The 25079-nt window shown below is 65.7% G+C and carries 23 protein-coding genes; 21 read left to right on the top strand and 2 right to left on the bottom strand.

Going from position 1 to position 25079, the window contains the following annotated elements; all coding sequences use genetic code 11:
• Positions 1–154: 154 nt before the first annotated feature.
• The 11 genes from V6V88_RS17800 (at position 155) to V6V88_RS17750 (ending at position 14320) form a co-directional block, all read left to right on the top strand.
• Positions 155–475 (top strand): winged helix-turn-helix domain-containing protein, encoded by a 321-nt coding sequence (locus V6V88_RS17800; RefSeq protein WP_062839241.1) that lies wholly within the window; start codon positions 155–157, stop codon positions 473–475.
• 204 nt (positions 476–679) lie between these two features.
• The gene (locus V6V88_RS17795; RefSeq protein ID WP_280003503.1) at positions 680–1978 is read left to right on the top strand and encodes an efflux RND transporter periplasmic adaptor subunit; all 1299 of its coding nucleotides are present in this window, start codon (positions 680–682) and stop codon (positions 1976–1978) included.
• Positions 1979–2043: 65 nt separating this feature from the next.
• The gene (locus tag V6V88_RS17790) at positions 2044–5274 is read left to right on the top strand and encodes a multidrug efflux RND transporter permease subunit (RefSeq protein WP_338615842.1); all 3231 of its coding nucleotides are present in this window, start codon (positions 2044–2046) and stop codon (positions 5272–5274) included.
• On the top strand, positions 5271–6764 hold the full coding sequence (locus tag V6V88_RS17785) for an efflux transporter outer membrane subunit (RefSeq protein ID WP_056323893.1): 1494 nt from the start codon (positions 5271–5273) through the stop codon (positions 6762–6764). The genes V6V88_RS17790 and V6V88_RS17785 overlap by 4 nt, the downstream gene beginning before the upstream one ends.
• Positions 6761–7501, top strand: coding sequence for a pyridoxine 5'-phosphate synthase (gene pdxJ / locus V6V88_RS17780; RefSeq protein WP_338615841.1), 741 nt, complete (start codon positions 6761–6763; stop codon positions 7499–7501). The genes V6V88_RS17785 and pdxJ overlap by 4 nt, the downstream gene beginning before the upstream one ends.
• 44 nt (positions 7502–7545) lie before the next feature.
• Positions 7546–7974 (top strand): holo-ACP synthase, encoded by a 429-nt coding sequence (gene acpS / locus V6V88_RS17775; protein WP_081100887.1) that lies wholly within the window; start codon positions 7546–7548, stop codon positions 7972–7974.
• A 49-nt stretch (positions 7975–8023) separates the two neighbouring features.
• The gene (gene nagZ, locus V6V88_RS17770; protein ID WP_063956421.1) at positions 8024–9082 is read left to right on the top strand and encodes a beta-N-acetylhexosaminidase; all 1059 of its coding nucleotides are present in this window, start codon (positions 8024–8026) and stop codon (positions 9080–9082) included.
• On the top strand, positions 9045–10871 hold the full coding sequence (gene uvrC, locus V6V88_RS17765; protein ID WP_056323901.1) for an excinuclease ABC subunit UvrC: 1827 nt from the start codon (positions 9045–9047) through the stop codon (positions 10869–10871). Before nagZ ends, uvrC begins: the two co-directional genes overlap by 38 nt.
• Before the next feature lie 201 nt (positions 10872–11072).
• Entirely contained in the window at positions 11073–11645 is a 573-nt protein-coding gene (gene pgsA, locus V6V88_RS17760) for a CDP-diacylglycerol--glycerol-3-phosphate 3-phosphatidyltransferase (RefSeq protein WP_056323904.1), read from the top strand.
• A gap of 159 nt (positions 11646–11804) precedes the next feature.
• A complete protein-coding gene (locus V6V88_RS17755) occupies positions 11805–13112 on the top strand; it encodes an MFS transporter (RefSeq protein WP_223576163.1) in 1308 nt (435 codons plus the stop codon).
• 206 nt (positions 13113–13318) lie between these two features.
• On the top strand, positions 13319–14320 hold the full coding sequence (locus tag V6V88_RS17750) for a cytochrome-c peroxidase (protein WP_280003494.1): 1002 nt from the start codon (positions 13319–13321) through the stop codon (positions 14318–14320).
• Positions 14321–14394: 74 nt separating this feature from the next.
• Here V6V88_RS17750 and queF read toward each other — a convergent pair whose 3' ends face one another.
• Positions 14395–15219: an NADPH-dependent 7-cyano-7-deazaguanine reductase QueF gene (queF, locus tag V6V88_RS17745; RefSeq protein ID WP_217618962.1), complete on the bottom strand. Its 825-nt coding sequence runs from the start codon at positions 15217–15219 to the stop codon at positions 14395–14397.
• Between the two features lie 317 nt (positions 15220–15536).
• On the opposite strand from queF, the gene aceA reads away from it, so the two are divergent.
• Positions 15537–16856, top strand: coding sequence for an isocitrate lyase (aceA, locus tag V6V88_RS17740; RefSeq protein ID WP_056323915.1), 1320 nt, complete (start codon positions 15537–15539; stop codon positions 16854–16856).
• 205 nt (positions 16857–17061) lie between these two features.
• A complete protein-coding gene (locus tag V6V88_RS17735) occupies positions 17062–17457 on the top strand; it encodes a DUF1398 family protein (protein ID WP_223576160.1) in 396 nt (131 codons plus the stop codon).
• Between the two features lie 27 nt (positions 17458–17484).
• On the opposite strand, the gene V6V88_RS17730 is transcribed toward V6V88_RS17735, so the two are convergent.
• Entirely contained in the window at positions 17485–18327 is an 843-nt protein-coding gene (locus V6V88_RS17730; RefSeq protein WP_338615840.1) for an NAD(P)-dependent alcohol dehydrogenase, read from the bottom strand.
• Between the two features lie 185 nt (positions 18328–18512).
• Here V6V88_RS17730 and V6V88_RS17725 point away from each other — a divergent pair, with 185 nt between their 5' ends.
• The 8 genes from V6V88_RS17725 to V6V88_RS17690 all read left to right on the top strand — a co-directional run bounded on the left by V6V88_RS17725 (position 18513) and on the right by V6V88_RS17690 (position 25074).
• Positions 18513–19490, top strand: coding sequence for a hypothetical protein (locus V6V88_RS17725; RefSeq protein WP_338619643.1), 978 nt, complete (start codon positions 18513–18515; stop codon positions 19488–19490).
• Positions 19487–19648: a cbb3-type cytochrome oxidase assembly protein CcoS gene (ccoS, locus tag V6V88_RS17720; protein ID WP_062839088.1), complete on the top strand. Its 162-nt coding sequence runs from the start codon at positions 19487–19489 to the stop codon at positions 19646–19648. Before V6V88_RS17725 ends, ccoS begins: the two co-directional genes overlap by 4 nt.
• 184 nt (positions 19649–19832) lie before the next feature.
• Positions 19833–21320 carry a cytochrome-c oxidase, cbb3-type subunit I gene (gene ccoN, locus V6V88_RS17715; RefSeq protein ID WP_062839087.1) on the top strand — a complete coding sequence of 496 codons (1488 nt, stop codon included), beginning with the start codon at positions 19833–19835 and terminating at the stop codon, positions 21318–21320.
• A gap of 10 nt (positions 21321–21330) precedes the next feature.
• Positions 21331–22059 (top strand): cytochrome-c oxidase, cbb3-type subunit II, encoded by a 729-nt coding sequence (gene ccoO / locus V6V88_RS17710; RefSeq protein ID WP_338615839.1) that lies wholly within the window; start codon positions 21331–21333, stop codon positions 22057–22059.
• Positions 22060–22061: 2 nt separating this feature from the next.
• Positions 22062–22238, top strand: coding sequence for a cytochrome oxidase (locus tag V6V88_RS17705; RefSeq protein ID WP_056323938.1), 177 nt, complete (start codon positions 22062–22064; stop codon positions 22236–22238).
• Positions 22235–23200 (top strand): cytochrome-c oxidase, cbb3-type subunit III, encoded by a 966-nt coding sequence (ccoP, locus tag V6V88_RS17700; protein WP_338615838.1) that lies wholly within the window; start codon positions 22235–22237, stop codon positions 23198–23200. The genes V6V88_RS17705 and ccoP overlap by 4 nt, the downstream gene beginning before the upstream one ends.
• A gap of 74 nt (positions 23201–23274) precedes the next feature.
• Entirely contained in the window at positions 23275–24765 is a 1491-nt protein-coding gene (ccoG, locus tag V6V88_RS17695; RefSeq protein WP_056323943.1) for a cytochrome c oxidase accessory protein CcoG, read from the top strand.
• Between the two features lie 36 nt (positions 24766–24801).
• The gene (locus tag V6V88_RS17690; RefSeq protein WP_062839085.1) at positions 24802–25074 is read left to right on the top strand and encodes a FixH family protein; all 273 of its coding nucleotides are present in this window, start codon (positions 24802–24804) and stop codon (positions 25072–25074) included.
• The last annotated feature ends 5 nt before the right edge of the window (positions 25075–25079 follow it).

The raw sequence follows: 25079 nt of genomic DNA, 5'->3' as shown, positions 1-25079 counted from the left end.
CGCCTTGAATGCTTCTGTGCCCGCTCCCTTCCTTGCCAAGCCCGGCACGCGCAAGCCCGCGCGTACGTCCGCCAGCAACCCCGCATGCAGCCCCCCATCCGGCCCCCCGTCCAGCCCTGCGCGGACGCAACCGCCCGCCGGCTGGGCGCCGGGCCTGCCCCAAGACCCCGTGGACGGGTGGTGGAGCCTGCTCTACTGGGGCTGGACGCTGCAATTGCCCAACGGCGCGCGCTTGGACCTCACCGAAGTCGAGCGCGCCTGCTTCGCATGCCTGGTCAGGAATCCGCAGCGTGAATTGGTCCGCGAAGAAGTGAAACACCTGCGCGGCGGCATGAACATGCGGTCGCTCAATGTGGCGATCTGCCGGCTGCGCACCAAGGTCCGCCAAGCGGGTGCGCGGCTGCCCCTGCACACCGTGCATGGCGTCGGCTATGCGTTCCTGGGCAATCTCCGAGAGCTCGCCAACAGCAAATAACTGTTGCGCAATTGCGCCTGAAAGTTCCCCTGGACCCCCCAAAAGTACGTGATTTCCCCAATATCTGAGTTACATTACTGGGCTATTCACGTGTCGTTGGTGACGCTTGGTCATGATTTGATCGCTGCTCTTCGGCACGTTCGAATTGCTGCGGTACCTGACGCGATTTCACGACGCGCTTCATTACGCTACGCGGGGGTTTCAATGCGGTTTTCGCCTAAACGAATTTCGGGTCTGGCTGTTTCCGGTGGCGTCCTCGCGCTGATATTGGCCGGATGCGGGGAAAGACCCCAGATGAATCCCGGCATGCCCCAGGTCAGCGTGGTCACGGTGCAGCCGCAGCGCGCGCCCATCGTCTCGGAATTGCCGGGCCGCGTGGATGCCGTGCGCGACGCGCAGATTCGCGCCCGCGTCACCGGCATCGTGCAGCGCATCACCTTCGAGCAGGGCGGCGACGTCAAGGAAAACCAGCTGCTGTTCAAGATCGATCCGGCGCCCTACAAGGCCGCCTACGATCAGGCGACGGCGCAGTTGAAGCAGGCGCAGGCCAACCTGTTCAGCGCCAAGCTCCTGGCCGACCGCTACGCGCCGCTGGTCAAGGCCAACGCCGTCAGCAAGCAGGAATACGACAACGCCGTGGCGTCCTTCCGCCAGGCCGACGCCACCGTGGCCGCCGCGAAGGCCGCGCAGGACAACGCCGCCATCAACCTGAGCTACACGGACGTCACCTCGCCGATCACCGGCCGCATCGGCAAGCCGCTGGTCACCGAGGGCGCGCTGGTCGAATCCACGTCCGCCACGCAAATGGCCACGGTGCAGCAGCTCGATCCCATCTACGTTGACTTCACGCAGTCCACCGCCGACCTTGCCGCTCTGCGCCGCGCCTTTGCCAGCGGACGTCTGCAGCAAGTGGGCAAGGACGCCGCCCGCGCCACAGTCGTGCTTGAAGACGGCTCCGAATACGAACATCCCGGCAAGCTGCTGTTCACCGGCATCACGGTGGATCCCAGCACCGGCCAGGTGAATCTTCGCGCCGAGGTCCCCAATCCCGATGGCATCCTGCTGCCCGGCATGTATGTGCGGGTCCGCCTGGAGCAGGGCTTTGACGATGTCGCCCTGCTGGTTCCCCAGCAGGCGCTGCAGCGCACGGCCGACGGCAAGCAGAGCCTGATGCTGGTGCGCGACAACAAGATCGCGCAGGCGCCGGTCACCACTGGCGGCGCGTACGAAAACAACTGGCTGGTCACCAGCGGCCTGAAGGCAGGCGACGTGGTCGTGGTCGAGGGCTTCCAGAAGATCCGCCCCGGCGCGCCCGTGCAGGTCAGCCAATGGAACCGGGGCGGCACGCCCGCGCAGGGCGGCGCGCCCGCCGCGCAGCCCGGCGCCAAGCCCGCCGAACCTGGCGCGCAGCCCGGCGCCAAACCGGCCGAACCCGCCCAGCAGCCCGGCGCCAAGCCGGCCGAGCCGGCCCCGCAGGACAAGGCCGCCGGCCAGAAATCGTAAGCGGCACGCGGCGCAGCAAGCGCCGCGTTCCTCTTTGGTGAGCATCGCTTTCAGAGTCAGCCCACATGCCGCAATTTTTTATCGATCGACCAATCTTCGCCTGGGTAGTTGCCCTTTTCATTCTGCTGGCAGGGGTGTTGGCCATCCCGAATATGCCGGTTGCGCAGTACCCCGATGTGGCCCCGCCGGCCATCACGATCACCGCGACCTACCCCGGCGCGTCGGCCCCCGAAGTGGCCGAGTCGGTCACCAGCATCATCGAAGACCAGCTCAACGGCGCCAAGGGCCTGATCTACTACGAGTCCGTCAGCGACTCCTACGGCACCTCGACCATCACCGCGACGTTTGCGCCGGGCACCAATCCTGACCTGGCGCAGGTGGACGTGCAGAACCGCGTGTCCAACGTGATCGCCCAGCTGCCCAGCGCGGTGCAGCAGCAGGGCCTGCAGTACGAGCAGACGAGTACCGGCTTTCTGATGATTGTGACGCTGTCGTCCACCGATGGCTCGCTAGACCAGACGGCGCTGGCCGACTACATCACCCGCAACGTGAAGAACCCGGTTTCGCGGGTGCCGGGCGTGGGCCAGTTCCAGTTGTTCGCCGCGCCTCGCGCGATGCGCGTCTGGCTGGATCCGAACAAGCTGGTCGGCTTCAACCTCAGCATGGCCGAGGTCAACAACGCCATCGCCAGCCAGAACGTGCTGATCTCGGGCGGCAGCATCGGCGCGCCGCCCAATCCGGAATCGCAGCGCATCACGGCCACGGTCACGGCGAACGGCCAACTGAGCACGGTCGACGGCTTTGGCCGTATCGTCCTGCGCGCCAACACCGACGGCTCCAAGGTGCTGCTGCGCGACGTCGCCCGCATCGAGGTCGGCGCCGACAACTACCAGTTTGGCGCCCGCCTGAACGGCAAGCCCACGGCGGCCTTCGCCATCGTGCTGTCGCCCAACGCCAACGCGCTGGCCACGGCGCAAGGCGTGCGCAACCAGATGCAGGAGCTGTCCAAGTACTTCCCGGACAACATCCAGTATTCGGTGCCGTACGACACCGCGCCCTACGTCAAGGTCTCCATCGAGCAGGTGCTCCATACCCTGGCCGAAGCCATGGTGCTGGTGTTCCTGGTCATGTACCTGTTCCTGCAGAACGTGCGCTACACGCTGATCCCGGCGCTCGTGGTCCCGGTGGCCATGCTGGGGGCGTTCGCCGTGATGCTGGCGCTGGGCTTCTCGATCAACGTACTGACCATGTTCGCGATGGTGCTTGCCATCGGGATTCTCGTGGACGACGCCATCGTGGTCGTCGAAAACGTCGAGCGGATCATGGCGACCGAGGGCCTGCCGCCCAAGGAGGCCACCAAGAAAGCCATGCCGCAGATCAGCGGCGCCATCATCGGGATCACGCTGGTGCTGGTGACCGTGTTCCTGCCGCTGGCCTTCATGAGCGGGTCGGTGGGCGTGATCTACCGCCAGTTTTCGGTGGCAATGGCTGTGTCCATCTTCTTTTCGGCGCTTTTGGCGCTGACCTTCACGCCGGCGCTGTGCGCCACGATCCTCAAGCCGGTGGCCAAGGGCCACCACGAGGACAAGAAGGGCTTTTTCGGCTGGTTCAACCGCAAGTTCGACGCCACGACGCATGGTTACCAGAACTGGGTGTCGCGCATCCTGCACAAGGGCGGCCGGATGATGCTGGCGTTCCTGGTGCTGGTCCTGCTTTTGGGCTGGCTCTACCTGCGCCTGCCGTCCTCGTTCCTGCCCGAGGAAGACCAGGGCTACGTGGTCAGCAACATCGAGCTGCCCACCGGCGCCAGCGCCAACCGTACCGTCGAGGTCATCGAGCAGGTCGAGAAATACTTCCAGGGTATTCCCGCCGTCGAGAACATCATTGCCGTGCAGGGCTACAGCTTCAACGGCAACGGTCTGAACGCGGCCATCGCCTTCACCACGCTCAAGGACTTCAAGGACCGCAAGGAACGCCAGGATTCGGCCGGCGCGATCGCCTTCACCGCCTTCGAAAAGCAGCTCATGGGGATCCATGACGCGCAAGTGTTCACGCTGGTGCCGCCGGCCATCTCGTCGCTGGGCAACGCCACCGGTTTCGACTTGCGCCTGCAGGACCGCGGCGCCGCCGGCACCGAGGCCCTGGCGGCTGCCACCGCGCAGCTGATGGGCGAGGCCATGAAGAGCCCCGTGCTGTCGCAAGTCCGTATCACGGGCCTGTCGGCGGGCACGCAGCTCAGCCTGAACATCGACCGCGACAAGGCGGCCGCGCTGGGCGTGGACTTCAACGAAGCCGCATCGCTCATCTCGACCGCGGTTGGCTCGGCGTACCTGAGCAAGTTCCCCAACCTGGGCCGGATGCAGAACATCTGGGTCCAGGCCGATGCACCGTACCGCATGCAGTTGTCCGACGTGCTCAAGCTGAACGCCCGCAACGCGCAGGGCGGCATGGTGCCGCTGTCCACGTTCGTCACGGGCGAATGGGTGCAGGGACCGGTGCAGGTCGTGCGCTACAACAGCTACGAGTCGATGCGTATCGGCGGCAGCTCGGCGCCGGGCTACTCCACGGGCGAGGCCATGGAAGAAATGCAGCGGCTGGTCGCCCAGTTGCCGCAAGGCTTCGGCTACGAATGGACGGGCTTGTCCTATCAGGAACGCCAGGCCGGCAACCAGGCCCCCATCCTGATGGGCCTGTCACTTCTCGTCGTTTTCCTGGTGCTTGCCGCGCTGTATGAAAGCTGGGCCATCCCCATCTCCGTCATGCTGGTGGTGCCTCTGGGCATGCTGGGCGCGGTGGCGCTGGTCAGTGCGCTGGGTATGTCCAACGACGTGTACTTCCAGGTCGGCATGGTGACCGTGATCGGGCTGGCGGCCAAGAACGCCATTCTTATCGTGGAATTCGCCAAGGACCAGTACGCGCGCGGCATGGGCCTGTACGAGGCCGCGGTGGAGGCCGCGCGATTGCGCTTCCGGCCCATCCTGATGACGTCGCTGGCGTTCATCCTGGGCGTGATTCCGCTGGCGCTGGCCACCGGCGCGGGCGCGGCCAGCCAGCGTGCGGTGGGCCTGGGCGTGCTGGGCGGCATGCTGGCCGCCACGCCGTTCGCTGTGATCTTCGTTCCGACATTCTTCGTGGTGGTGCTGGGCCTGTTCAAGACCCGCCCGCGTCTGCTCGGCGCCGAACTGCGCGCCTTCGAGCAGGAGCAGGCCGAAAAGAAGGCGGCGGCCGAAAAGGGCGCTGACCCGGCAACGCCGCAGACCGCACAACCCACTGGTGGCCAGGAGGGCAAGGAATGAAAGCCCTGATGTTCAGACAGACCGCCTTGTCCGCCTTTGTGGCGGTGGCGTTGGCCGGCTGCTCGCTGGCGCCCGATTACAAGCGTCCCGACGCGCCGGTCAGCCCGGCGTGGCCGGATCAGCCCAAGGTGCAATATGGCGCGTACTCGCGCGCCACCACGCTGGGCTCGCAGCCCGCCGCCGACGTCGTGCCGCAGGCCGGCACACCCGCGGCGGACCTGGGCTGGCGCGAATTCTTCCGCGATCCGCGCCTGCAGGCCCTCATCGAGCTTGCGCTGGTCAACAACCGCGACCTGCGCGTCGCGGTCCAGCGCGTCGAAGAGGCCCGGGCGCAATACGGCATCCAGCGCGGCGCGCAGTGGCCCAGCATCGGCGCCGGCATCCAGGGACAGCGCCAGCACCTGCCGGCCAACATGCGGGCCGGCGGTCCGGATTCCAGCTCGATCAGCAGCTCCTACCAGGCCGGCATCGGCCTGACCACGTTCGAAATCGACCTGTTCGGCCGCCTGCGCAACCTGTCCGAAGCCGCGTACCAGCAGTACCTGTCGACCGAGCAGGCGCAAAAGACCGTTCACATCACCTTGGTGGGTTCGGTCGCACAGTCGTATTTCAACCTGCGTGCCGCCGAGGTCCAGCTGGACCTGACGCAGCGCACGCTGGCCTCGCGCCAGGAATCGTATGACCTGGTCAAGCGCCGCTTCGACGGCGGCGTGGCCTCCGAACTGGACCTGAACCAGTCCAAGTCGCTGCTGGACACGGCCTCTGCCGACCTGGCGCAACTGGCCCGCGCCCGCGCGCAGGCCATGAACGCGCTGGTGCTGGTGGTGGGCACGCCGCTGCCCGACACGCTGCCCCCGCCGGCCACGTTCGGCCGCGACCAGGTGCTGGCCACGGTGCCGTCGGGCCTGCCGTCCGACCTGCTGGAGCGCCGGCCCGACATCGCCGCCGCCGAAAACCAGCTGCTGTCCGCCAACGCCAACATCGGCGCGGCGCGTGCGGCGTTCTTCCCGACCATCTCGCTGACTGGCCTCTTGGGCGTGGCCAGCCCGTCGCTGGGGGATCTGTTCAAGGGCGGGCAGGGGTATTGGAGCTTCTCGCCGTCGATCACGACCCCGTTGTTTGCGGGCGGCAGCATCCGCGAAGGACTGAACCTGGCCAAGGCGCGCGACAATATCGCCGTGGCGCAGTACGAGCAGACCATCCAGCAGGCGTTCCGCGAGGTCTCGGACGCGCTGGCGGGCGAGGCCACCTACGGGGCGCAGCTCGATGCCCAGCGCGCGCTGCAGGATTCGTCGGCGCGGACGCTGGAGTTGTCGAATTTGCGTTATACCAACGGTATCGACAGCTACCTGCAGGTGCAGACCGCGCAGGTGGACTTTTTCAACGCCCAGCTCGCATTGGTGCAAACCGGCCTGGCCGCGCTGATTAACCGCGTGGAGCTTTACAAGGCGCTGGGCGGCGGCTGGGAAGAAACAACGAAAGTGCAATGATAGAACTTGGTGTAAATATCGATCACGTCGCCACGCTGCGGCAGCAGCGCCACACGGCGTACCCCGACCCGATCGCCGCGGCGCTGCGCGCCGAGTACGCCGGCGCCGACCTGATCACGCTGCATCTGCGCGAAGACCGGCGGCACATCCAGGATGCTGACGTCTACGCGATCCGCCCGCAGTTGCGCACCCGCATGAACCTGGAATGCGCGGTCACGCCGGAAATGCTTGAGATCGCCTGCGCGGTCAAGCCCAGCGACGTTTGCCTGGTGCCCGAAAAGCGCACCGAGCTCACGACGGAAGGCGGGCTGGAAGTGGCCGGCGCGATGGGCCCGGTGTCCGACGCGGTGGCGCTTCTGACCGAAGCCGGCATTCGCGTTTCGCTCTTCATCGATCCGGACCCTGTTCAGATCGCCGCCGCCGCCAAGGCCGGCGCGCCCGTGATCGAACTGCACACCGGCGCCTATGCCGAGGCCGAGGGCGAGGCCGCCCACGCCGAACTGCAGCGCATCCGCCTGGCCGTGACCGAAGGGCTGCGCCACGGGCTGCGCGTGAACGCGGGACATGGCCTGCATTACGGCAACGTCAAGCCGGTGGCCGCGCTGGACGGCATTTCCGAACTCAACATCGGCCACGCCATCGTGGCGCAGGCGATCTTCGACGGCTGGGAAAAAGCCGTGCGCGACATGAAGGCGCTGATGGTGCAGGCGCGGTTGCACGCGCTGCGCGGGCTTTGAACGCGGGCCGATGACGCGTTTTGACCGCTAGCCAGGCGATGCCGATGTCCGACTCTTCTTCCGCCACGCCCGCCGGCGCCATTGCCGGCATCGGCATGGACCTCCTGCGCATCGACCGGATCGAGCGCGCGCTGGCGCGCCACGGCGACCGGTTCGCCGAAAAGATCCTGGGACCCGAAGAACTCCTCAAATTCCATGCCCGCCGCGCGCGCGACCCGGTCCGCGGGCTGCGATTCCTTGCCACGCGCTTTGCGGCCAAGGAAGCCTTTTCCAAGGCGATCGGCCTGGGCATGCGCATGCCGATGACGTGGCGGCGCGTGCAGACGCTGAATGCGCCGGGCGGCCGCCCGGTGCTGGTGATCGCGCCCGAATTGCAGGCCTGGTATGCCGAACGGTTCGGCGCGGCCCACGTTTCCATTACCGATGAATCCGACATGGCCGCCGCGTACGTGGTGGTCGAGCGCAAGCCCTGAGCCCGGGATGTTTCCCGCCGGCTTGCCGCACATCTACAAGGACACCTCCATGGCCAAAAAGAAATCCAAGGCGGTCCTGCCCCCCGGCCCCGTGATGGTCGATGTGGCGGGATACACGCTTACGAAGGCGGAAAAGAAACGCCTGCGCCACCCGCTGGTGGGCGGCGTCATCCTCTTCGCCCGCAACTTCGAGAACCGCGCCCAGCTCACCGCGCTGACGCGCCAGATCCACAAGGCGCGCAAGGAGCCGCTGCTGATCCTGGTGGACCACGAAGGCGGCCGTGTGCAGCGGTTCCGCGAAGACGGCTTCACGCCGTTGCCTCCGATGCGCGCGCTGGGCCAGTTGTGGGACCAGGATCCGCTGCAGGCGATGCGCCTGGCCACCGAGGCCGGGTATGTCCTGGCGGCCGAACTGCGCGCCTGCGGCGTGGACATGAGCTTCACGCCGGTGCTGGACCTGGATTACGGCGTCAGCAAGGTCATCGGCAACCGCGCCTTCCACGCCGATCCCCGCGTCGTGACCATGCTGTCGCGCGCGCTGGTGCAAGGCCTGGCATTGGCTGGCATGTCGGCCTGCGGCAAGCATTTCCCTGGCCACGGCTACGTCGAGGCCGACTCGCACCACGAGATCCCCGTCGATCCGCGCACGCTGGACCAGATCATGAAGGACGACGCCGCGCCCTACGCGTGGCTGGGCGATGCGGTCCTGCCGTCCGTCATGCCCGCGCACGTGATCTATCCCAAGGTGGACAAGCACCCGGCGGGATTTTCCAAGCGCTGGGTGCAGGACATCCTGCGCAAGCGCCTGGGCTACGATGGCGTGGTGTTCTCGGACGACCTGACCATGGAAGGCGCCGCGGTGGCGGGCGACATCCTGGACCGGGCCAACGCCGCGCTGCGCGCCGGTTGCGACATGGTGCTGGTGTGCAACCGCCCGGACCTGGCCGACGACCTGCTGTCGCGCCTTGAGTTCGACCATGCGCCCGAGTCCGTTGCGCGCATCCGGCGCCTGATGCCGCGTTTCGATGCGCCCGATTGGGATACCTTGCAGGCCGAAAGCCGTTACCAGAATGCCCGACGACTTCAATCTCAAATCGTTCCTGTCTGACCTGCCGCATCTGCCGGGTGTCTACCGGCACCTGGATGCGGCCGGCGAGGTCATGTATGTCGGCAAGGCGCGCGACCTGAAGAAGCGCGTCTCGTCGTATTTCCAGAAGACGCTGTCCAGCCCCCGCATCGCGCAGATGGTGGCCAAGGTGGCGCGGCTGGAGGTCACGGTGACGCGCTCCGAGGCCGAAGCGCTGATCCTGGAAAACAACCTCATCAAGAGCCTGAAGCCGCGCTACAACATCCTGTTTCGCGACGACAAGTCCTATCCGTACCTGCACATCACGGGGCATGACTGGCCCCGCATCGCGTACTACCGCGGCGCCACCAACAAGCGCGGCCAGTTCTTCGGCCCGTTTCCCAATGCCTGGGCCGTGCGCGAAACCATCCAGATCCTGCAAAAGGTCTTTCGCCTGCGCACGTGCGAAGACAGCGTGTTCGCCAACCGCTCGCGCCCCTGTCTGCTGCATCAGATCGGGCGCTGCTCGGCGCCTTGCGTGGGCGCCATCGAAGCGGCCGAATACGACCGCGACGTGCATCGCGCCGTCCGCTTTCTGAACGGCGAGGCCAAGGACGTCATGGGCGAGATCGAGGCCCGCATGCAGCAGGCCTCCATGGAGTTGCGCTTCGAAGAAGCCGCGGCGCTGCGCGACCAGATGGGATCGCTGGCGCGCGTGCTGCACCAGCAGACCATGGAAAACGTCAGCGGCGAAGACACCGACATCATTGCGGTGGCCATTGCCGGCGGCAAGGTCTGCGTGAACCTGGCGATGGTGCGCGGCGGCCGCCATCTGGGCGACAAGCCGTTCTTTCCCTCGCACGCCGAAGGCGAGGCCGCGCCGCAGGTGCTGGAAGCCTTCGTGGCCCAGCATTACACCGAGAATGCGATGCCGCCGATCCTGGTGTGTTCGCACACCTTGCCCGATCCCGAGCTGATCGCGCTGCTGGTCGAGCAGTCGGGCGGCCGGCCGACGCGGGTGCTGACGCGGCCGCAGGGCACGCGCCGGTCGTGGCTGGAGCAAGCGGCAAAGAACGCCGAAATGGCGCTCGCCCGCGCGCTGACCGAATCCGGCGCCCGGGCGGCCCGCACGCTGGCGCTGGCCGAAGCGCTGGACCTGGATACCGACGAAGCCGCGCTCGACGCGCTGCGCATCGAGTGCTTTGACATCAGCCACACCGCCGGCGAAGCCACCCAGGCTTCCTGTGTGGTGTTCGAGCACCACGACATGCAGCCTTCGCTGTACCGCCGTTACAACATCGCCGGCATCACGCCCGGCGACGACTACGCGGCCATGCGCCAGGTGCTGACCCGGCGTTTTGCGAAGGTGGCCGATGGCGACGCACAGATGCCCGGCCTTGTCCTCATCGACGGCGGCAAGGGCCAGGTCGAGGTCGCGCGCAAGGTCTTCGCGGAACTGGGGCTGGACATCCAGACGCTGGTGGGCGTGGCCAAGGGGGAAGGGCGCAAGGTCGGCCTGGAAACCCTGGTCTTCGCCGACGGCCGCCCGCCGGTCGCCCTGGGCGGCGAATCCGCCGCGTTGATGCTGATCGCCCAGGTGCGCGACGAGGCCCACCGCTTCGCCATCACCGGCATGCGCGCCCGCCGCGCCAAGACACGCAACGTCTCGCGCCTGGAAGAAATAGAAGGCGTGGGCGCCCGCCGCCGCCAGCGCCTCCTGGCCCGCTTCGGCGGCTTTTCCGGCGTTGCCCGCGCCAGCATCGAGGATCTGGCCTCGGTAGACGGCATCTCGCAAGACTTGGCAATCCGCATCTACGAGGCGCTGCGCTGACGCCCCGGACTTGCCCAAATGTCACGAATTCGTGTCACCCTCACCGCCGACCACCGAAATGCCAAACCCAAATTCCAACCACCCGCCCCTAAGAGCAATCCGGGCCGCGCGGATCCGGCTCCGCCGGTCCGCTGCGGCGCCCCTGGGGGAGGCGCCAAAGGCGCTTCGGGGGGGACCGCCCTCTGTTAGGATACGGACACTATGCCAATTAACGTTCCCATTATTCTGACGTGGCTGCGTATCGCCATGATTCCGCTGGTGGTCGGGCTGTTCTATCTGCCCGAAAGCTGGATGTCTGTTCCCACGCGCGATACGCTGGCGGCATGGGCCTTCATCATCGCCGCGCTGACCGACTGGTTCGACGGCTGGCTCGCCCGGCGCTGGAACCAGACATCGGCATTTGGCGCATTTCTGGACCCGGTGGCCGACAAGCTCATGGTCTGCGCCGCGCTCATCGTGCTGCTTGACCTGAGCCGGGTCGACGCCTTCATCTCGCTCATCATCATCGGCCGTGAAATCACGATTTCCGCGCTGCGCGAATGGATGGCCAAGATCGGCGCCAGCGCCAGCGTGGCCGTGCACCGGCTGGGCAAGTTCAAGACGGCGGCGCAGATGATCGCCATTCCGTGCCTGCTGTATAACCAGACAATCTACGGCGTCAGCACCAAGCTGCTGGGTGACGTGCTGATCATCGTGGCCGCGGTGCTGACAGTGTGGTCGATGCTGTACTACCTGCAGCGCGCCTGGCCCGCGATCCGCGAAAAAGCCATGTAGTATCGATTTTCCGGGCCGGCTGAATAAGCCGGCCCGGCGCAGTTGCAGACCCTGCAGTCGCAAAAAAATTACGCCCGGGCAAGTACCCGCGCGCTGCCGGAGACAACCCGCGAACCGCCTCGGGCGGAACGCATCCTGCCGCCTTCGCGGCCTTGTGCAATGAACACCGCTACCGCCGCCACCCCCTTGCTCTCGGACGCCGACGTACGCCGGCGCGACTGGAAAATCATCCTGCTCATCGGCGTGGCGCACGCGTCGTCCCACTTCTTCCAGCTTGTGCTGCCGTCGCTGTACGGCGCGCTGGGCCTTCAGTTCGGGCTGGACTTCGCGCGGCTGGGCCTGCTGGTATCGACGTTTTACGTGGTGTCCGGCATCGGCCAGGCGTCCTCCGGTTTCGTGGTGGACCGCATCGGCGCGCGCCCCGTGCTCTGGTTCGGGCTGGGCTGCTTCGTGCTGTCGGGCGTCCTCATCGGATCGGCCACCGGCTACGTCATGCTGATGGCCGCCGCCGTCGTCGGCGGCATCGGCAATTCGGTGTTTCATCCGGCCGATTACTCCCTCATCAACCACCGCGTCACCGCCCCGCGGCTCGGCCATGCGTTCTCGACGCACGGCCTGACCGGCAACCTGGGATGGGCGCTCACGCCCGTGTTCATCACCACCATCACGCTGCTGGCCAACTGGCGCGTGGCAGCCTATAGCGCCGCCGGCCTCGTGGCGCTGGTGCTGCTGCTGACGGTGCTGGGACGCGACCTGCTGGGTGGCCCGTCGCCCATCGAGGCCGGCGGCGACGCCAAGGATGCCGCCAACGCGCCCAAGCCCTCCGCCAAACCGCAAGAGGGCGTTCTGGCCACGCTGTCCGCGCTCTTGTCCAAGCCCGCACTGTGGGGCGCTTTCCTCTTCTTTGCCTGCACTTCCATCGCGCTTTCGTCGGTGCAGAACTACACCATTCCCTTGCTGGGCCAGCTTTATGACCTGTCCAAGGTCACGGCCAGTTCCGCGCTGTCGGGCTACATGGTCGCCTCGGCGGTGGGCATGGCGGCCGGCGGCTTCCTGGTGTCGGCCAACCCGCGCACCGAGCGCACCGTCATGGTGGCGCTGATCCTGGCCGGCCTGACGCTGGTCGTGCTGGCGCTGGGGCTGGTGCCCGCCGTGCTGGCCGCGCCTGTCGTGGGCCTGGCGGGTTTCTGCTCGGGCGTGGCGGCACCGTCGCGCGACATGCTGATCCGCCGCGTGACGCCCAAGGGCTCGACGGGCTCGGTCTACGGCCTGGTGTATTCGGGCATGGACGTGGGCTCGGCGCTGGGGCCGCTCGCCTTCGGCCTGCTCCTGGACGCCGGCCTGCGGCAAGGTCCGTGGGTGGGCGCGGGCGTGGCGTTCGCCGTGGCCGCTTTCCTGGCGCAGTGGATCGCGGTGCAGGCGCGCCGCGCCGAACCGCCCGCAGCGGCGGCAGCAGCGCGGCCGTAATGCGGTGAGACCTCGGGCGCCGTAACCGCAGGGCGCCCCAACCCCTTTGATCGCCCCGCACGGCGCCGGCGCTGCCTTGCGCGCCGTCAAGCACGGCATCGCCGCGTGCGCCCCGGCCGGCGCCGCTTGATGCCTCGCAAGGCCAGGGCATGGCTTCCCCGATGTAATAACCATGTGGTTGAACTGGTTATTCACAGGAGAAGCAAATGAGAAAGACAAGTACGCTGCTGGCCGTGGGACTCGTACTGGGACTGTGGGCAAATCAGGCGTGGAGCGCGTCGCAGGAACCCATCCAGCCGATCGAGCCCGCCGTCGTCAAGGAACCCGCCAAGGTCGAACTGGGCAAGAAGCTCTTCTTCGATCCGCGTCTGTCCCGCTCCGGCGCGATCTCCTGTAATTCCTGCCACAACCTCGCCATGGGCGGGTCCGACAACCTGAAGGCCTCCATCGGCCACAAATGGCAGCAGGGTGGCATCAATTCGCCGACCGTGCTCAATTCCAGCCTGAACATCGCCCAGTTCTGGGATGGCCGCGCCAAGGACCTGCGCGAGCAGGCGGGCGGCCCGATCGAGAACCCCATGGAAATGGCGTCGACCCACGAGCTGGCGGTGCAGGTGCTCAATTCCATTCCGGGCTACCGCGCCGAATTCAAGCAGGTCTTCGGCAAGGACACGATCACCATCGGCGAGGTGACCAGCGCGCTGGCCGCGTTTGAAGAAACCCTGGTCACGCCGAATTCGCGTTTCGACCAGTGGCTCAAGGGCGACAAGAAAGCGTTGACCGTCCGGGAACTGGCCGGGTACGACCTTTTCAAGAACAGCGGCTGCGTCGCTTGCCACAACGGCGTGGCAGTGGGCGGCAACTCGTTCCAGAAGATGGGGCTGGTCACCCCCTACATCACCGAGAACAAGGCCGAAGGCCGGGCCGCGGTCACGGGCAAGGACGCGGACCGCTTCAATTTCAAGGTGCCGACGCTGCGCAACGTCGCGCTGACCTACCCGTACTTTCATGACGGCGAAGCGGCAACGCTGACGCAGGCCGTCGACGTCATGGGCCGCCTGCAACTGGGCCGCACGTTCACGCCCGATGAAAACGGCCAGATCGTGGCGTTCCTGAAGACGCTGACGGGCGACCAGCCAGTCATCCAGTACCCGGTGCTGCCGCCGTCCGAAGACGACACGCCGCGGCCTGAGCCGTTCGTGAAGTGAACGCAGATCGGTAATTGCTGAACAGCAAAAGCAAAACGGCCGCCCTGGGGCGGCCGCTTTTCGTGGCAGGCGCGTTACTGGCGGACGGTTCGCCTATCGGCGGGCGGCGCCGCCTCGAAGTTGCTGCGCCAGGGATTGATGTCCAATCCGCCGCGGCGTGTATAGCGCGCATACACCGTCAAATGCTCCGGGCCGCACGCCTGCATGATGTCGCTGAAGATGCGCTCGACGCAGTGCTCGTGGAATTCGGCGTGCTGGCGAAACGACACTACATACCGCAGCAGCGATTCGCGATCGATCGGCTTGCCGCGGTAGCGGATCTGCACGGTGGCCCAATCGGGTTGGCCGGTCACGGGGCAGTTCGACTTCAAGAGGCGCGACGCCAGCGTTTCCTCGACCACGTCGCCCGGCCGGGTGCGCAGCAGCTCGGGGGCGGGCTCATAGGTGTCGATCTCGATATCCAGCTTGTCGATGTAGATGCCGTCCAGCTCGCCCATCTGCAGCTCGGAAAAGCGCTGCGGCAAGAAGAAGTCCAGGCCCACCGGCGCGCCCGCGGCGGCGCTCAGGTCGCGTTCCAGCCGGCCGCGCAGGGCCGCCGAATTGACCAGGCGGGTCTGGTTGAACGAGTTCAGGTACAGCTTGAACGACTTGGATTCGATGATGTTGGGGCTGTCGGCCGGCACCGAGAACGTCGCCATCGCCACCCGCGGCTTGCCCTTGGCGTCCAGCCACGACAGCTCGTAGGCGTTCCACAGGTCCACGCCGGTAAAGGGCAGGTTGCCGTCATTCAGATTGAGCGCCGCGCGGTTGTGCGAGCGCGCAATGGGAAACAGCAGCGAGGGATCGTATTGCGAGGCGTAGGCCACGCTCTGCCCGAGAGGGCCGTGAGACAGGGTCATAGCAGGATTTCAAAAACGGGATGACGGCATTGTAGGCGTTGAAAGGGGCCCGATTTTCCACAACGTGAAATGTAACTCTCGGCATGTGAAAGCCCGTGTTGCGCAGCAGCGGGGCAGCATTTCATAAACGACAATCGCATTTCATTATACAAAATCGTGTTCATAACTCATTGATTTAAATGACTAACATTTTTCGTCTTGTATAAGACCTGTCTTCACATTGCTCCGCAGCACAGGCATAGACTTTCTCCAACGATTCACGCACTGCACGACGCGAATCCTTTGAAGTTCTCTCACTACTGACCAGGAGCATCACCATGAGCAATCGCGAAACCGAAATCCGCAACCTGCAGAAAGATTGGGCCGAGAACAGCCGGTGGCAGGGCATCAAGCGCGACTACAGCGCCGAAGACGTCATCCGCCTGCGCGGCTCGATCAGCGTCGAACACACGCTTGCCCGCCGCGGCGCCACGCGCCTCTGGGAACTCCTGCACAGCGAGCCGTTCGTCAATTCGCTGGGCGCCCTGACTGGCAACCAGGCCATGCAGCAGGTCAAGGCCGGCCTGAAGGCCATCTATCTGTCGGGCTGGCAGGTCGCCGGCGACGCCAACCTGGCCGGCGAAATGTATCCCGACCAGTCGCTCTATCCCGCCAACTCCGTGCCGCAGGTGGTTCGCCGCATCAACAATTCGTTAACGCGCTGCGACCAGATCCAGTGGATGGAAGGCAAGAACCCCGGCGATGAAGGCTACATCGACTTCTTTGCGCCCATCGTGGCGGACGCCGAAGCCGGTTTCGGCGGCGTGCTCAACGCCTATGAACTGATGAAGGCCATGATCGAGGCGGGCGCGTCGGGCGTCCACTTCGAAGACCAGCTCGCTTCCGTGAAGAAGTGCGGCCACATGGGCGGCAAGGTGCTGGTGCCCACCCGCGAGGCGGTGTCCAAGCTGGTGTCGGCCCGCCTGGCCGCCGACACGATGGGCACGCCGACGTTGCTGCTGGCCCGCACCGATGCCGACGCCGCCGACCTGGTCACCAGCGACGTCGATGAAAACGATCGTCCGTTCATCACCGGCGAGCGCACGGTGGAAGGCTTCTTCCGCACCCGCGCCGGCATCGACCAAGCCATTTCCCGCGGCCTGGCCTACGCGCCGTACGCCGACCTGATCTGGTGCGAAACGTCCACGCCCAACCTGGAATACGCCCGCAAGTTCGCGGACGCCATCCATCGCCAATTCCCGGGCAAGCTGCTGGCCTACAACTGCTCGCCGTCGTTCAACTGGAAGAAGAACCTGGACGACGGCACCATCGCCAAGTTCCAGCGCGAGCTGGGCGCCATGGGCTACAAGTTCCAGTTCATCACGCTGGCCGGTTTCCATGCGCTGAACTACGGCATGTTCGAGCTGGCCCACGGCTACGCCCGCCGCCAGATGAGCGCCTTCGTGGAGCTGCAGCAGAAGGAATTTGCCGCCGCCGAAATGGGCTTCACCGCCGTGAAGCACCAGCGCGAAGTGGGCACCGGTTACTTCGACGCCGTGACCCAAACGATCGAGGGGGGCAAGTCGTCCACGACCGCGCTGACCGGCTCGACCGAAGAGGCGCAGTTCGAACACGGCAAGGCGCAGAAGGCTGCGTAAGCCGGCAGCGCCCGGCCAATCCTGCGGGACGCCGGGCGCCGCATGCAGGTGTGTAGTCGCAGGTGCTGTTGTAGGGTGGATTCAAGGGTGCCTGCGGGCACCCTCTTTTTTTGTTTCGCGATGGCTGCATTCCCGCAGTACGCTGGACGGTGCGAAGGCCGAGGCGCCGGAACGGTCTTCTCCTTTTCATCGTCAGGAGCCATCCATGAACGCGTCCACGCAATCCATCATTCGTGAAACCGCGGAGGCATCCGCCCAAGGCCGCATCCACTTCGGCCAAGTCATCCGTCAACTGGCGGGCGCAGGGGTCGAATCCTATGTGGTCGACTACCGGTCCCGCCGCACCGCCTACTACCTGCCTGATGACCAGACGCTGGACATCCCGCTGAATGTGCCAGATGTGGCCATTGCCAATGACTTTGATCGGGATGCGCTGCAAGCCGCGATTCGCGGCGCGCAGCGGGGCGAGGTGATGTACCCGGAATTCAAGCGTCTGAGTTGCGCGGCGGGCTGCGTCGGCTACGCGGTGTGGATCGCGGGCCGGCACGTCACGTATTTCGGCCGCCTGGGTGATGCCCACGACGAGAAGTTCCCCGACTGAACCCAGAAGGCCCTCGGGGAAGCAGGCTTAAGCGGCAGCGCGCGTTTCCTTCAGCGACGCCATGTCGATCACGAAGCGATACTTCACATCGTTCTTCACCAACCGCTCGTAGGCCTCGTTCACGGCCTGGATCGGCACGATCTCCACGTCGCTGACGATGTTGTGCTCGGCGCAGAAATCCATCATTTCCTGCGTCTCCTGCATGCCGCCGATCGCCGAGCCGGCCAGCGACTTGCGGCCCATGATGAGGTTGGAGCCGGGGATTGGATCCAGCGGCGTCAGCGCGCCCACCAGCGCCATGGTGCCGTCCAGCGCCAGCAGGGCCATGTAGGGATTGACGTCGTGGCTGACGGGAACCGTGTCCAGCAGGAAGTCGAACGTGCCGGCGTGCGCCGCCATGGCGTCGGCATCGCGCGAGACCAGCACCTCGTCCGCGCCCAGGCGCTTGGCATCGCGGGCCTTGTCGGCCGAAGTCGTGATCATCACCACATGCGCGCCCATTGCATGCGCAAACTTCACGCCCATGTGGCCCAGGCCGCCCAAGCCGATGACGCCGACCTTCTTGCCCGGCCCCACCTTCCAGTGGCGCAGCGGGGAATAGGTGGTGATGCCGGCGCACAGCAGCGGCGCGATGGCCTTGAGGTCGAGCTTGTCGGACACCTTCACGACGAAGTGCTCGGTCACCACGATGCGATCGGAGTAGCCGCCGAACGTCAGCTGATCGCTGCCGCGCTCCTTGTCGTTGTAGGTGAGCGTGGCGTTCTCTTCGCAATACTGTTCGAAGTTCAGACGGCACGGACAGCCGACTGGAAATAGGGGAAGACGACAGTTTTGTGGACATCGTGAAATCCGGCGGCGCCCGCGTCGCATGTTCTTTCTCCACATACCGAACGCCAGGTGTTACGCCACCGTGGCGCCATGTTCGTCAAACGCGGCCAAGACCCGGCGCAGTTGCGCCGCGCCCAACCGCGGGCGGCCGGTGCGGTGGCAAATCGCCACGGCCGCCTTGATTCAGATCAAGGCGGTCAGGGGCGGGCATGATTACCATCGCCATCATGCGTGCCAAATCCATTTTCGCCGTCCCGGCCAGCCTGCCCGACGCCGACCGCCAGCAACGCCGCCACGCGCTGGTGCGGCTGTCGCTCGCGTGGCTGGCGATGATGCAGGTCATGATGTTCGCGTGGCCCGGCTATCTGCGCCACGACTCCATGCCCGCCGACGCGCTGGAAACCCTGGATTGGGCCATCGTCCTCATGAACTGGGCCAGCTTTGCGCTGACCGTGCCCGTTGTCCTGTATTCGGCATGGCCCATCTGGCGCCATGCCGGCGCCAACCTGCGGCAGGGGCGCGCCGGCATGGACGTGCCGGTGGCGCTTGGCATCGTTGCCGCCTTCATCCCCAGCGTGCACGCCACCTACACCGGCCGCGGCGAAGTCTATTTCGACTCGGTCACGATGTTCGTGGCGTTCCTGCTCACCGCGCGCTACCTCGAACTGTGCGCCCGCCAATCGTTCGGCGGCGCGGGTGCCGCCGGCCGCCGCCATGCCCGCGTCGAAGACCAGCGCCTGCAATTGGGCGCGCGCGCCGACCGCGTGGCGTCCCGGTTCGTCATGGCGCAGGTGGCGCTGGCGTTGGCCGCCGCCGCCGGCTGGGCCTACATCGATCCCGCCCATAGCATTCCCGTCATGGTGGCGCTGCTGGTCATGAGCTGCCCCTGCGCCATGTCCATGGCTGTGCCCACCGCGATGGCGTCCGCGCACAGCGCGCTGGCGGCGCATCCCGACATGCCCGAGTCCGCGCTGGACGCGCTGCTTGCCGAGGCGCGGCGCAAGGCGCGGCAGAACCTTTACGGCTCGCTCGTCTGGCACCTGCTGATGACGCCGCTGGCGCTGGTCGGCTGGGTCACGCCCTGGCTGGCTGCCATCACCATGCTGTTGTCGTCGCTGGCGGTGGCCTACAACTCGTGGCGCCTGTGCCGCCGCGACTGGTCGGGCGCCCCAGCAGCCGGCAGCGCGCTGGGGACGGCATCATGACCATCCTCTACCTTCTGCTGCCGCTCTCGCTGCTGTTCGTGCTCGCCATCGGCGTATCGCTGTGGTGGGCCGTTTTCAATGGCCAGTACGACGACACCGACAACGCCGGCACGGCCATCTTGCGCGACGACGACAGCGGCGCCGCCGGCCGCCGCTGACGGTCGCGCGCCCCTCGCCGCCGCCGCCGGCCTGGTCTATTCACGGCCAGATACCCCTAAGAGCGTTGCGGTTATGCAGCGATGTCCAAGGCGTCGCAACCCGGTTGATCCAAATCAACGCCGACTCCTGTGACTAGTCCCATCATCGAAGCCTGGAAGTTCTTGTTACTTTAGGGGATGGGTGATGAACGATTGCCCCGCAATCGCAAGCAAGTCCGATACCTTCAACTACAAGGTCGTGAGGCAGTTCGCCATCATGACCGTGGTCTGGGGCATTGTCGGCATGGCTGTCGGTGTGTTTCTTGCCGCGCAGCTAATTTGGCCTCAGTTGAATTTCGACACCGCATGGCTCAGCTACGGCCGCCTGCGCCCGCTGCACACCAACGCCGTGATCTTCGCCTTCGGCGGCAGCGCTCTTTTCGCGACGTCCTACTACGTCGTGCAGCGCACCTGTCAGGCGCGCCTGTTCTGCGACAAACTCGCCGCCTTCACGTTCTGGGGCTGGCAGGTCGTCATCGTCGCGGCCGCGATCACCTTGCCCATGGGTTTTACCAGCAGCAAGGAATACGCCGAACTCGAATGGCCCATCGACATCCTGATCACGCTGGTCTGGGTCGCCTACGCCATCGTGTTCTTCGGCACCATCATCAAGCGCCGGTCCAAGCACATCTACGTGGCCAACTGGTTCTTCGGCTCGTACATCCTCACCATCGCCATCCTGCACATCTTCAACAACATTGAAATGCCGGTGTCGATGTGGAAGTCCTACTCCGCCTACGCGGGCGTGCAGGACGCCATGGTGCAGTGGTGGTACGGCCATAACGCGGTGGGCTTCTTCCTGACCACCAGCTTCCTGGGCATGATGTATTACTTCGTGCCCAAGCAGGCCGGCCGTCCCATCTACTCGTATCGCCTGTCCATCGTCCACTTCTGGGCGCTGGCCTTCACGTACATGTGGGCGGGCCCGCACCACCTGCTGTACACGTCGCTGCCCGACTGGACCCAGTCGCTGGGCATGACCTTCTCGCTGATCCTGCTGGCGCCTTCCTGGGGCGGCATGATCAACGGCATCATGACCCTGCAGGGCGCCTGGTACAAGCTGCGCACCGATCCGATCCTGAAGTTCATGGTCACCGCGCTGTCGTTCTACGGCATGTCCACGTTCGAAGGCTCGATGATGTCGATCCGCACCGTGAACGCGCTGTCGCACTACACGGACTGGACCATCGGCCACGTGCACTCCGGCGCGCTGGGCTGGGTCGCCATGATTTCGTTCGGCTCGCTCTACTACCTGATCCCGCGCCTGTACGGCCGCGAAAAGATGTACAGCGTCAAGGCCATCGAACTGCACTTCTGGATCGCGACCATCGGCGTGGTGCTGTACATCGCCGCCATGTGGATCGCCGGCGTGCAGCAAGGCCTGATGTGGCGCGACACGGCGCCGGACGGCACCCTGGTCTACAGCTTCGTCGAAGAACTGAAGACGCGCGTTCCGTACTACCTGATCCGTTTGCTGGGTGGAACCCTGTTCTTGTGCGGTGTGTTCGTCATGGCCTGGAACGTATGGAAGACGGTGAGCGGCGCCACGGCGGTCAATCCCGCCATTCCGCAAGACGATCACCATGCCGCCCGTCCGACGGTCCCCGCGACCGCCGTGCCGGCCACTGTTTGACGAGGACATCATGGCCAACAAGAATCACGGCTTCTTTTCTCACCAGACCCTCGAGAAGAACATCGGCTGGATGATCATCGCCAGCATCCTGGTGGTCTCCTTCGCGGGCCTGGTCCAGATCATCCCGCTGTTCTTCCAGCACAGCACCACCCAGCGCGTGGCGGGCGTCGAACCCTACAGCCCGCTGCGGCTGATGGGCCGCGACGTCTACATCCGCGAAGGCTGCGTGGGCTGCCACTCGCAGCAGGTCCGCGTGCTCGCCGCCGAGGTCCAGCGCTACGGGTCGTACTCCGTGGCGGCTGAATCGGTCTTCGACCACCCGTTCCTGTGGGGCTCCAAGCGTACCGGCCCCGACCTGGCCCGCGTGGGCGAGCGTTACTCCGACGACTGGCACCGCATCCACCTGCGCGATCCGCGCAAGGTGGTGCCGGAATCCAACATGCCCGCCTATCCGTGGCTTGAAAAGACGGTTATCACCGGCCAGAACGTCGACCAGCGCATGCGCGCCCTGCGCGCCCTGGGCGTGCCCTACACCGACGAGGAAATCGCCGCCGCGCCGAAGGCCATCGAAGGCAAGACCGAAGAAGACGCACTGGTGGCCTACCTGCAAGGATTGGGCGTAGGCGTTCGCAAGGCGCAACTGGCCAAGCAGGCTGAAGAAGCCAAGAAGGCCGAAGAAGCCAAGAAGTCCCAGCAGTCCTCGGCGCAGCCGGCCGCTCAAGCGGCCTCGGGAGGCTGATCATGGTCGGCTATATCAGCGCAATCGTCACCGCCATCTCGATGGCGACCTTTTTCGGCATCGTCTGGTGGGCCTGCTCGCGCGGCCGCCAGAGCGCCAACCGCGAATCGGCCATGCTGCCGTTCGCACTGCCCGATGAATTCGGGCAGGCACAACAAGATGGAGCGAATCGGTCATGAGCGATTTCGTCAATGGCTTCTGGGGGTATTTCATCTCGATCGTCGCCGTGGGCGGGGTGGTGTGGTGCGTGTGGCTGCTGTACACGCAACGCCGCTGGCTCAGCGCCAAGCCGGCCAGTGGCCAGGTCGAGGACACCGGCCACGTCTGGGACGGCGACCTGACCGAGCTCAACAACCCGGTCCCCACCTGGTGGACGTGGATGTATCTGCTGGCCTGCGCCTTTGCGCTGGGTTACCTGTTCCTGATGCCGGGCCTGGGCGAGTACAAGGGCAAGCTGGGATACAGCAGCACCGAGGAAGTGGCGCAGCAGCAGGCCAAGATGGCCGAGGCCGTGCGTCCCATCTACGCGCGCTTCGAAACCATGACCGTGCCGCAGATCGCACAGGATCCGGGCGCCCGCGAAATCGGCCAGCGCCTCTTCCTGAACACCTGCGCGCAGTGCCACGGTTCCGACGCCAAGGGCGCGCCCAGCTTCCCCAACCTGACCGACGGCGACTGGCTGCACGGCGGCTCGCCCGAAGCCATCATGCAAACCATCAAGCAAGGCCGCCACGGCATCATGCCGCCCTGGAAGGACTCGATCGATCCCAAGATGGCCGGCGACATCGCGCAGTACGTGCGTTCGCTGTCGGGCCTGACCGCCGATCCGGTCCGCGTGTTCCGCGGCAAGCGCGAGTTCGCCAACTTCTGCGTCGCCTGTCACGGTGTCGATGGCAAGGGCAACCAGCTCGTCGGCGCGCCGAACCTGACCGACGACGTCTGGCTCTACGGCAGCTCGGAAGCCAGCATCGTCAAGACCATTCTTGAAGGCCGCGACAACCGCATGCCGGCACACGAACACATCCTGAGCCCCGAGCAGATCAAGATCCTGACTGCCTGGGTCTGGGGTCTGTCGAACAAGCCCGACGCGCAGAAGCAGGCCGCTGCATCGCCCGCCGAGTTCGGCGCGGCCAAGCAGTGAACCGGCAGCACGTAAATGGACGGCCGCGCAGCGGCCTTCCATATCACTAAGCACTAACCAGCACGGAGCAGCAAATGGAAGATGGGTCAACCGCAAGCGTCAGCAGTTCGCCTGGCGGTGACCCGCCGCCTTGGCGGCCGCATACACGGCCGCCGCGTCCTGGCCAGGAAACCCTGGAACAGACGCTGGCGGGGGTGCGAAGCAAGATCTACCCGCGGTCCGTCAGCGGCATATTTGCCCGCTGGCGCATCGCGTTCGTCTTCATCACGCAGATCATCTTCTACGGTTTGCCCTGGCTGCAATGGAACGGGCGACAGGCCGTGCTGTTCGACCTGGGCGCGCGCAAGTTCTATTTGTTCGGACTGGTGCTCTGGCCGCAGGACGTCGTCTATCTTGCCGTGCTGCTCGTCATCTCGGCATTGGCGCTGTTTCTTTTCACGGCGGTGGCCGGGCGCCTGTTCTGCGGCTACGCCTGTCCGCAAACCGTCTACACCGAAATCTTCATGTGGATCGAGCGCAAGGTCGAAGGCGACCGCATTGCGCGCATCCGCCTGGACGAATCGCCCTGGTCCTGGCGCAAGTTCCGCCTGAAATTCACCAAGCACTTCCTGTGGATCGCGCTGGCGTGGTGGACGGGATCCACATTCATCGGCTACTTCGCGCCCATCCGCGAACTCGGCCACGAACTGTTCGCGCTCCAGCTCGGGCCGTGGCAATGGTTCTGGATGCTGTTCTACGGCTTTGCCACCTGGGGCAATGCCGGCTTCATGCGCGAATCGGTGTGCAAGTACATGTGCCCTTACGCTCGCTTCCAGAGCGTGATGGTCGATCCGGACACGTTCGTCGTCACGTACGACAAGCGCCGGGGCGATCCGCGTGGTGGCCGCTCGCGCAAGGTCGACCACAAGGCGCAAGGGCTGGGCGACTGTGTCGACTGCAGTCTCTGCGTGCAGGTCTGTCCGACGGGCATCGACATCCGTGACGGCCTGCAATACATGTGCATCGGCTGCGGCGCGTGCATCGACGCCTGTGAGCAGGTGATGGACAAGATGCAGTACGAACCCGGTCTCATCCGCTACACGTCCGAGCGCGCCATGCTGGACGGCCTGTCCACCAAGAGCGCGCGGTCGCATCTGCTGCGGCCTCGCGTGCTGATCTACGGCACGTTGATCCTGATTCTGGCGGTGGCCTTCGTGGCCTCGCTGGTGGTCCGCAACCCGTTACGCGTCGACGTCATCCGAGACCGCGGCGTGCTGGGCCGCGAGGTGGCGGGCGGCATGATCGAAAACGTTTACCGCCTGCAGATCATCAACACCTCGGACGCGCCAATGCGCCTGCGCCTGACTGCCGAAGGCATGCCCGATCTGGCGGTGATGGCCGGCCAGCAGGGATCGGACGTGGTCGAGGTCGAGCCGGCCGCCAACAAGCTGGTGCCGATGGTCATCCGCGCCCCGGCGGGCGCGACGCCCGGCGCGCATGCCATCACGCTGCGCGCCAAGGGGCAGGACGGCGAGAACCGCCAGGTCGAAACCGACGAAGCCGCCAGTTTCTACGTGCCCGAGTAGGGCTGACACCCGCCCTGGGCACTACAAGGACATTTCATGAACGCTGCACACATCACCCTCGAATCCGCCGACCCGGCGCATCCCGTCAAGCCCTGGTACCGCGAGCCCTGGCCGTGGATCCTGATGGCGGGTCCGTTTGCCGCCATGATAGGCTGCTTCATCACGATCTACTTTGCGATGACCCAGTTTGCCAGCCAGCCCATCCAGGAGGGCGTGGTCAAGCGGGGGCTGGTCATCGAACAGACCGCGCCTGCTGCGGCCGGGACGCAGTCGCCGGCGGCTGCCAGCCCGGCAGCCGCCAAACCTTGATCGGG

It is taken from the genome of Achromobacter sp. E1, from assembly GCF_037039475.1.
Lineage (GTDB): Bacteria > Pseudomonadota > Gammaproteobacteria > Burkholderiales > Burkholderiaceae_B > Achromobacter > Achromobacter mucicolens.
The sequence above is the reverse complement of the archived record's forward strand: the minus strand, read 5'-3'. Positions and strand labels throughout refer to the sequence as shown.